6 protein-coding genes are annotated in these 9,230 nt (G+C 70.5%); 2 read left to right on the top strand and 4 right to left on the bottom strand.

The genetic code is table 11. The annotated features are described in order from the left end of the window. Position 1: 1 nt before the first annotated feature. Positions 2–1,054: a 23S rRNA (cytidine(2498)-2'-O)-methyltransferase RlmM gene (gene rlmM, locus D7V97_RS34810; protein WP_233583413.1), complete on the top strand. Its 1,053-nt coding sequence runs from the start codon at positions 2–4 to the stop codon at positions 1,052–1,054. Between the two features lie 44 nt (positions 1,055–1,098). Next, positions 1,099–1,806, top strand: a complete 708-nt coding sequence (locus tag D7V97_RS34805) for a diguanylate cyclase (RefSeq protein ID WP_120614932.1) — start codon at positions 1,099–1,101, stop codon at positions 1,804–1,806. Positions 1,807–1,834: 28 nt separating this feature from the next. On the opposite strand, the gene D7V97_RS34800 is transcribed toward D7V97_RS34805, so the two are convergent. From D7V97_RS34800 to D7V97_RS34785, 4 genes are all read right to left on the bottom strand, one after another. Further along, positions 1,835–2,752 (bottom strand): M23 family metallopeptidase, encoded by a 918-nt coding sequence (locus D7V97_RS34800; RefSeq protein ID WP_120614931.1) that lies wholly within the window; start codon positions 2,750–2,752, stop codon positions 1,835–1,837. Positions 2,753–2,977: 225 nt separating this feature from the next. Further along, the gene (locus D7V97_RS34795) at positions 2,978–3,778 is read right to left on the bottom strand and encodes a Stp1/IreP family PP2C-type Ser/Thr phosphatase (RefSeq protein WP_120614930.1); all 801 of its coding nucleotides are present in this window, start codon (positions 3,776–3,778) and stop codon (positions 2,978–2,980) included. Between the two features lie 106 nt (positions 3,779–3,884). Beyond that, the gene (gene recN, locus D7V97_RS34790; RefSeq protein WP_120614929.1) at positions 3,885–5,618 is read right to left on the bottom strand and encodes a DNA repair protein RecN; all 1,734 of its coding nucleotides are present in this window, start codon (positions 5,616–5,618) and stop codon (positions 3,885–3,887) included. A gap of 156 nt (positions 5,619–5,774) precedes the next feature. Continuing rightward, positions 5,775–9,035 carry an SNF2-related protein gene (locus tag D7V97_RS34785; protein ID WP_233583412.1) on the bottom strand — a complete coding sequence of 1,087 codons (3,261 nt, stop codon included), beginning with the start codon at positions 9,033–9,035 and terminating at the stop codon, positions 5,775–5,777. Positions 9,036–9,230: the final 195 nt, after the last annotated feature.

Genomic DNA, 9,230 nt, shown 5'->3' with positions numbered 1-9,230 from the left:
CATCCCACCTCGGGCGCGCGTACCACCCATGCCCGCACAGACGCTGGCCGCCCAACCCGGGCGCTGGCTGTGGACGTGCCGGGAGGGCTTCGAGTCGCACCTCTTCGAGGAACTGCTCTGGGCGGACGCCAACCCCCGGCTCCTGGGGCCCGCCCTGCTGGAGTCCGAGCGGCGCCCGGACGTGCCGCCCGCCTTCGGCCGTGCCGCGGAGAAGGTCATCGCCACCTGGGCGCCCGCTGGGGGAGCCCAGGTGCCCGTGGAGGACATCCTGGACGCGCTGTCCGGGTTGCCCACCCACGTGCCGTGGGTGCTGCGCGCCTTCACGCCGGACAGCGAGCGCGGCAACACCCAGGCCGGACGCGCCGAGGCCCTGGAGGCGGCGGTGCGCGCCGCGATTCCACCGCACCGGCTGCTGGAGGAGGACCACCGGGCGCGCGACGCGGGGGCCCTGCTGGTGGGCCTGTGCGTGGCGCCGGATGGCGTGCTGGTGGCGGGCGCGGTGAGTGCCCGCGAGGCCCTGTCGCTCGCGCCGGGCGGCCGGCGGCGGATGAAGCGCGCGGGCGAGTCCCCGTCCCGTGCGGCGATGAAGCTGGAGGAGGCCCTGGACGGGCTCGCCCATGAGCCGGGGCGCGGCGACGTCTGCGTGGACCTGGGCGCGGCGCCGGGTGGCTGGACGCAGCGGCTGGTGGCGCGCGGGGCCCGGGTGGTGGCGGTGGACCCGGCGCGGCTGATGCCGGAGCTCACGAAGAACCCCAAGGTCCAGCACGTGCAGCAGAGCGCCTTCGCCTACGCCCCGGAGGAGCCCGCGGACTGGCTCTTCTGCGACATGGCGTGGCGGCCCCAGGAAGTCGCGCAGCTCCTGGCCAAGTGGGGCCGGCGCCGCTGGGCGCGCAACCTGGTGGCCAACATCAAGCTGCCCATGAAGGACAAGAACCCGCTGCTCCTGCGCGTGAAGCAGATCCTCGTGGACGACGGGGGCTGGGAGGGCCTCACCGTCCGCCAGCTCTACCACGACCGGGACGAGGTGACGGTGACGGCGCACCGCATGCGCTGAAGGGGCCTGCGCCCGGCGGTCGTCCGCGCTACACACCGGTCACGATGCCCTATTCCATCGATGACGCCACCGCCACCGCCCTCGTGGCACTCCACCCCCGGGCCGCCCGGCCCGGGCACGCGCAGGAAGCACCGCAGGCCGCGGCCCAGGAACTCATCGCCGCGGAGCAGCGCCGCCGGGGCCAGCCCGACACGGTGACGGGGGCGCTGCACGTGCAGGCGCTGACGCAGGGGACGCTCCTCAAGGAGGAGTTCGACCTGTCCACGCACGCGCACCACGACGGCTGGCGCGTGGGCGCGGTGATGGTGGACGTGAAGGAGATGATCCACTTCAACGCCCGCTTCGGCTTCCCCGCGGGCGACGCGTTCCTCAAGGCCACCGTCGCGTCACTCGCCGCGCAGTACCCGGGCGCGCGCATCGTGCGCTTCCAGCCGGACGGCTTCGCGGTGCTGCTCCTGCCCACGTCCCAGCTCACCGTGCGCGAGGACAGCGCGGAGGCCACGCGCGCGCGGCTGACGGAGGACCTGCGCCCCACGCTGCCGGCGGGAGCGTCGGCCACCGACGTGCCGGGCTTCACCGTGGCGCTGCTGGAGCTGACGGTGCACCAGCCGTCCCACTGGCAGGTGCTGGGGCCGCTGCTCTGGGCGGAGGTGGAGCGGGCCTACATCATGGAGCGCACCGGGCGGACGCACGGCCTGCAACGCCGGCACCTTCGCCTGGACGCGTTCCTCCCGGAGCCGGAAGGAACCTGAAGCACGACTCCTCGGTTACTCGTCAGCCCTACTCTTCCAGGATGAACTTGCGCGGGTTCTGCGGCACGCCATTCACGCGCACCTCATAGTGCAGGTGCGGGCCGGTGGAGCGGCCGGTGTTGCCCACCGCCGCGACGGGGACGCCGCGCTTCACGCGGTCGCCGGCCTTCACGAGGATCTTGGACAGGTGGCCGTAGCGCGTCTTGATGCCGTAGCCGTGGTCGATGACGAGCACGTTGCCGTACCCGCCCTCCAGGCCCGCGAACACCACCGTGCCGTCCGACGGCGCGGTGACTTCCTTGCCGTGCGGCGCCGCGATGTCCAGGCCCGCGTGCGTCACCCGGTCCGCGGTGTACGGGTCCAGCCGCTGACCGAAGTCGCTGGTCACCCAACCGCGCGCCGGCCACACCGACGGCGTGGAGGCCAGCAGCGACTTCTGGTCCTGGAAGTAGGCCTGCAGGTCCTGGAGGCTCAGCTCCTGGCGGGTGGCCTCCGCGGACAGCCGGTCCAGGCGGCCCAGCAGCACCTTGGGCGTGTCGGTGGTGGTCAGCTGCGTGAACTGGGTGTCCGTCGCGGGCGACGCCGTGCCGGCTTCCGGCTCCGTGGGCCCCATGGCCAGGTTGCGCTGCGGGTCCGACAGCAGCGTCACCGCGCGCAGCTTCTGGTCGAAGCGCTCCACCCGGTCCAGCGTGGACCCGATGTGCTCGATGCGCTCACGCACCGACTTGAGCTGGGAGCGCAGCGTGAGGTTCTCCTCCCGCAGGATGCGGTTCTCGGAGGCGTCCGCGGCGACCTGCAGGTAGTGGATGCTCGCACCCGCGGCCAGGCCCGCCACCAGCATCAGGCCCATGCCCACCTGGACCAACCAGGAGCGCTGGATGGTGTAGCGCTTCACCGGAGCGTCGTGGTCCGGGATGACCATCAGCGTGAAGGACTTTTTGGCCACGAACCACTCCTGGAGAAACCCTGCTCTACGTGGGACTTCCGGCGCGAGAAGCTAAGTCACCCCCCGCGCTCGCAACACCTCCCCCGCCGACCACCCGTCCCGCACCGTCACCCACCGGCATTTTGCCAGGGATGGAAAGGTTGGGGCAGCTATCATCCGCCTTTGAAGAGTGTCAAGGTCAACAGAGGCCGGGCGCGCTCCAACGCGCCCGGGCCTGGTGGACCTTCAGCCGGCCTGCATGCGCACGACGATGACGCTGATGTTGTCGTCGCCGCCGCGCTCGTTGGCTAGGTCGATGAGGTGCTTGGGCACCTCTTCCAGGCTGGGGGCCCGGGCCACGGTGTCGTGGATCTCCCGGTCTTCCAGCATGTTGGCGAGGCCGTCCGAGCAGAGCAGGAACACGTCGCCGGGCTCGGACACGAGCCCCATGACGTCCACCTGCACCTCCTCCTCGAAACCGACGGAGCGGGTGATGATGTTCTTGTAGCGGGAGTGCTTGGCTTCCTCGGGGGTGATCATCCCGGCCTTGATCTGCTCGTTGACCAGGGAATGGTCCTCGCTGATCTGCTGGATGAGGTCGCCGCGGATGAGGTACGCGCGACTGTCGCCCACGTGGGCGAAGAAGGCGTGCTCGTCGCGGACCACCAGGGAGATGACGGTCGTTCCCATGCCAGAGAGGCGCGCGTCGTCCTGGGCGGTGAGGAAGATGGCCTGACAGGCCTTCTCCACCGCGGAACGAAGCGCCTCTGGAATGGGCGACTCCTGGAGGTTGGGAACGCTGACGAAGGGGTTTTCTCGCCCTTCTCGCGCGCGCCTCAGCTCCTTGTCGATGGTCTCGACGGCGATGCGCGACGCGGTACCGCCACCCGCGTGCCCACCCATTCCGTCCGCCACGACGTAGAGCTGAAGCTCATCGTCAATGAGGAAACTGTCCTCGTTGTGATTGCGCTTGCGCCCGACGTCCGTCAGGCCAGCGGAGATGACTTTATGGCGGGGGGCCGCGGTCTGCCCTGCGGTGCTGGACACGGGCCGGATGCTATGTGAGCCCCAATGAGGGGGCAAGGACGCGGACGAAAACTCGCAGTGCGTCATGCCCCTCCCCCTGGGTCACTCCCACCTTTCAGGCCCGTTTTCAGGCCGTCCGGCGCAGCCGGCCCCGGGGGCTGGTGCCCTCCGGACCGGATTCCCGGCGCGCTCGCGGGGAGCGGTGGGCCGAGCGGACCAGGGCCTCCGCCGCGCCCAGCGCCTCGCGCGTCACCTCCACGCCGGACATCATCCGCGCCAGCTCCTGCGTGCGCTCGGCGCCCGCTGAGAGGGGCAGCACCTGGGACACGGTGCGCTCCCCCTTCACGCTCTTGCGGATGAGCAGGTGCGCGTCCGCGTACGCCGCCACCTGCGGCAGGTGCGTGATGCAGAGCACCTGCCGGTGGGAGCTGACGTCGCGAATCATCCGCCCCACCACGTCCGCGATGGCGCCACTCACGCCCGCGTCCGCCTCATCCAGGATGTAGCAGCCGCACGCGTCACTGTCGGCCAGTGCACGTTTGAGCGCGAGCAGGAGCCGGCTCGCCTCGCCGCCGGAGGCCACCTTGGCCAGGGGCCTCGCCGGTTCGCCCGGGTTGGCGCTGAAGAAGAACTCCACCTCGTCCAGGCCGTCCGGACGCAGCGTCTCCCCGGCCGTCACCCGCACGTCGAAGGCGGCCTTGCCCATGGCCAGCCCGCCCAGGCCGTCCCGCACCTGCTGGGAGAAGGCCCCGGCGCTCGCCTTGCGCGCGCGGGACAGGGACAGCGCCGCCTTGCGCGCCCGTTCCTCCACGCGTTTGCGCTCCTGGCTCAGCTCCTCCAGGATTTCGCGCCGGTTCTCCAGCGTGCCCAGCTCGGTCTCCAGCTCGCCGCGCTTCTGGAGGACGCCGTCCAGCGTCATGCCGTGCTTGCGGCACAGCCGCTTGAGCGCATCCAGCCGCTCCTCCACCTCACCCAGCCGCCCGGGGTCGGACTCCAGCCCCTCCACATAGCGGTTGAGCCGGCGCGCGGCCTCCTCCAGCTCCGACAGCGCGGTGCTGAGCGACGTCGCCACGGGCGCGAGCGACGCGTCGCACTTGATGGACTCGTGCACGAGCCCCAGCGCCCGCCCGACGATCTCCACCGCCGAGGGCGCTTCGCCCGCCACCAGCAGCTCCGCCTCCGCGGCCTGCCGTTTGAGCTTCTGCGCGCTGCCCAGCCGCCGCCGCTCCGCGTCCAGCTTCACGTCCTCGCCGGCCTCCGGCTCCAGGCGCGTGATTTCATCCAACTGGAAGCGCAGGAACTCCGCGCGCTCGCGCACCTTGGCGTCGTCGCCGCCGAGCGCGTCCATGCGCGCGTCCACCTCGCGCAGGTTCGCCCACTCGCGGCCGTACGCCGCCAGCGCTTCCTGCAGGCCGCCGTACTTGTCGAGCAGCACCCGGTGCAGCCCGGAGTCGAAGAGGCTCACGTGTTCATGCTGGCCGGCGATGTCCACCGCGCCCCGGGTGAGCTTCCCCAGGACCCCCAGCGTCACCAGCGCACCATTCACGTAGACCTTGCCGCGCCCGGTGCGTCCAAGCACCCGGCGCACCAGCACCTCGTCTCCCAGGTCCGGCAGCCCCAGTTCCTCCAGCCGCGCCGCCAGCGCCGGCGTCCGGGCGAACACGCCCTCCACCGCCGCGTCCTCGCAGCCCGCACGGATGACGTCCGCATCCGCCCTGCCCCCGAGCAACAGGCCCAGCGCGTCCACCAGAATGGACTTGCCGGCGCCTGTCTCACCCGTGAGGACGGTGAGGCCGGCGCCGAACGCCACCTCCACCTCCTCAATCACCGCCACGTTCGAAATCCGAAGACCCAGCAGCACGCGCGCCCTCCGCGGTCCGTACGACGCCCCGATACCTGAACACCCTAGCAGGTCTCGCTGACACTGCACAGGTGTTCGGGTCGTGCGCACGGTGGGAGAGCGGGTGGGAAGGCGGGCACGTTGGCACCACGACCTTCCCCCACCTCCTGGGGCCCATCAGATTTCGGTGAACAGCTCCTGGATGTCCTGTTCGGTGAGTGTGCGGCCCATGTCGTCGCCGTCGGTGCCGAGCACACCCGCGGCGAGTTCGCGCTTGCGACGCTGGAGGCTGAGGATCTTCTCCTCCACCGTGCCGCGGGTGATCAGCTTGTAGCTGATGACCGCGCGCGTCTGACCGATGCGGTGCGTACGGTCCGTGGCCTGATCCTCCACGGCGGGGTTCCACCACGGGTCGAAGTGGATGACGTAGTCCGCCGCAGTGAGGTTGAGGCCGGTGCCGCCCGCCTTGAGGCTGATGAAGAACAGCGGCGGTCCGTCATCGCGGTTGTACTCGTCCACCTTGCCCATGCGGTCCTTGGTGCGACCGTCCAGGTACAGGTACTTCAGGCCCTTCTTGTCGGCCTCCTGCTTCAGCAGCTCCAGCATCTCCGTGAACTGGCTGAAGACGAGCGCGCGGTGGCCCTCCGCCACCAGGTCCTCCACGAGCTGCATGAACCGCTCGAGCTTCGCGCTGGACGGCAACAGCGTGCCGGGCGGCATCTTGAGCAGGCGCGGATCACAGCACACCTGACGCAGCCGCATCAGCGCGGCGAGGATGGACACGCGGCTGCGCTTGAAGCCCACCTTCTCGATGGACTCGTGCACCTTGCGGCGGCTCTCCTCCAGCACCTCGCGGTAGAGCGCGGCCTGGCCGGGCTCCATCTCGCACCACGCGACGCTCTCCGTCTTCGGCGGCAGGTCCTTGGCCACCTCCGTCTTGAGGCGGCGCATGATGAACGGCTGGATGCGGCGGCGCAGCCGGTCCTTCGCGGTGGCGTCGTTGGCCACCTGGATGGGCTGCTCGTAGCGGTCGCTGAAGCCTTCCGCGCTGCCGAGGAAGCCCGGCATCAGGAAGTCGAAGATGCTCCAGAGCTCCGACAGCCGGTTCTCCAGCGGCGTACCGGTGAGCGCCAGGCGCGTCTCGCTGGGCAGCGACTTGCACGCCTGCGCGGTGGCGCTGTCCGCGTTCTTGATGTTCTGCGCTTCATCCAGGATGACGTAGCGGAAGCCCACCTGGGACAGCTGCTCCAGGTCGCGGCGCACCAGCGCGTACGACGTGAGCACGAGGTCCATGTCCTTCAGGTCCTCGGCCCGCTCGCGCCGGTCCTGCCCGTGCCACACCATGGCCTTGAGGCCCGGGGTGAAGCGCTCCGCCTCACGCTCCCAGTTGGCGAGCACGCTCGTGGGCGCGACCACCAGCGACGGCTTGCGGCCCTCGTCGTTCGCCACCTTCTGCATCAGGCTCAGCGACTGGATGGTTTTACCCAGACCCATGTCGTCCGCGAGGATTCCGGACAGCCCGTGCCGGCGCAGGAACCAGAGCCAGGACAGGCCCGCCTCCTGGTAGTGGCGCAGCGTGGCCTGGAGCCCCTCGGGCACCGCGACCTTGGGCACGCCCGACGTCTCACGCAGCGCGAGCATCGCCTGGCGCGCCTTGGACTCCACCTCGGTGAACTCGCCCAGGTCGGCGAGCAGATCCAACGCCACCGCCTGATGTAGCGGCAGCCGCGTGCGGGTGCGGCCCGGCATGGCGCCCGCTTCTTCCAGCAGGTCCGCCACGCGCTTGATCTCCTCGGGGTCGGCCTCCGCGAAGGAGCCGTCCTTGAGGGGCACGAACTTGCGGCCGGAGTCCAGCCACATGCGCACGGCGCCCAGGTCCACGGCCTGGTCGTCGGTGACGAACTCCGCGTCCAGGTCGAACCACTGCACGCCGCTCATGCCCACGCGGATGCGCGGCTTGATCTTCGGGCGCAGCCGCACCTTGGGCGCCTGCACGCCGTAGCGCTCCCAGGCCTCCGGCAGGCCCGCGAGCCCGCGCGCCCAGAACTCCAGCGCCACGTCGCCGGTCGCTTCGAACGCCTGCGTCGGCACATCGAAGCGCAGGCCCTGATCCAACAGCAGCTTGCCCGCGGAGCGCTCCACCTCGTCGCGGCGGCGGTACAGCTTGCGGCTGTCCTCGCCGATGCCGCTCGCGTAGCCCAGGTGCGTCGCGGTGGGGGACACCGCCACCGTCGTCTGTCCGTAGCGCGCGGCCAGTTGCACCTTCACGCGCTCAGCGGCACCTTCGAGCGTGAGCACGAAGCGCGGCTCCACCGCCTCGTCGACCTCGATGTCGTCCGCCTTCAGCGACATGCGGAAGCGCGGCAGGTGCGCGGCGAAGAACGTCAGCACCCGGTCCAGCTGTCCGGCCGGGAAGGCCATGGACGGCTCCAGCAGCCACTTGCGCAAAAGGCGCGGCGGGAAGTCCGGCTCCACCGGGTGGAGGTTTTGCGCCTGGATGACCCAGGTGCGCCGCCCCGCGAGCACGATGACGTCCTTGAGCGGGTAGCCCACGCCGTCCGGGAACAGCAGCTCAATCTGCGCGGTGGCGCCGTCCGGACGCGATTCCAGATGGATCTGCGGCCGCACGGGCGCGTCCATGTAGACGAGCGGCGTGCCCCGGTAGATGACCCGGCGCTGGCGCAACAGCTCCAGCACTTCGCACAGGTCCTCGTCGGACAGCACGATGCGCGAGTCGTAGCGGTGCTCATGGCGCGACAGCACCATGAAGATGCGCTCGTCCGGGGGCGCGATGCGGCTGCCCGCCTGGAGCAGGCGCTTGACGTGCACGGGGCCCTTGGTCTGCGCGTCCTGGCGCCGGACGTCCACGACCCAGTGACGGCCGTTGGAGCCGCCGGTGCTCGTGTTCGCGGGGGTCAGCCGGTAGAGGAACTCGTAGTCCGGCAGGGACGACAGCCCCAGCCAGCTCTCCACCTTGGCGAGCGCGGGCAGGCTGACGCCTTCCATCCCCGGTGCGTCGGGGGGGACTTCGACCTCGTCGTCCGGGTGCATGCCTTCGTCCTCCGGAGGAGGCGGCGGAGGCGCGACCTTCTGCGGCGGAGGCGGCGGCCGGAAGCGCGCGGCGTAGATGAGCGCCACGGCGACGACGTGCTCGCAGTGCGGGCCGGTGGTGTTCCATACCGGGCAGGTGCAGGAGGAAACAACCTTCCCCTCTCCTGGCATGAGTGCCACGTCGTAGCGTTCGCCAGACGGACCCGCGACCTGCGCGCGGATGCGTTCGGGCTCACGTGTCAGGCCGAAAACGCGGCGGCCCTCGGCCACCTCACGGCCTTTCTTGAACGTGGCGGGCTGGACCTCGGCCTTGAAGGCGCGAAGCCACAGTCCGTCTTGCGGGGAGAGAGGGTCTCGGGTGTCAGCGGTGGTTTGCACGGCTCGCAAGGCCCCAGACTCCAATGGGCGGGTCGGGGGGAATCGCCTCGCTTAACACAGCGAAGGCTTCCCCGCGCGTGGGAAAAAAACATGGCGTCCACCGGCGGAGGCCGTCCGCCAGTGCGAAGCTGTGAGATCATCAACGTCCGCCATGTCCTGGTCCCGTCCCAGACCGTCCGCCTCCCGGCCGTTCCCCCCGCGGTC

The organism is Corallococcus sp. CA053C (assembly GCF_003611675.1).
Lineage (GTDB): Bacteria > Myxococcota > Myxococcia > Myxococcales > Myxococcaceae > Corallococcus.
Note: the sequence above shows the minus strand (reverse complement) of the source record. Positions and strands in the feature narration are given on the sequence as shown.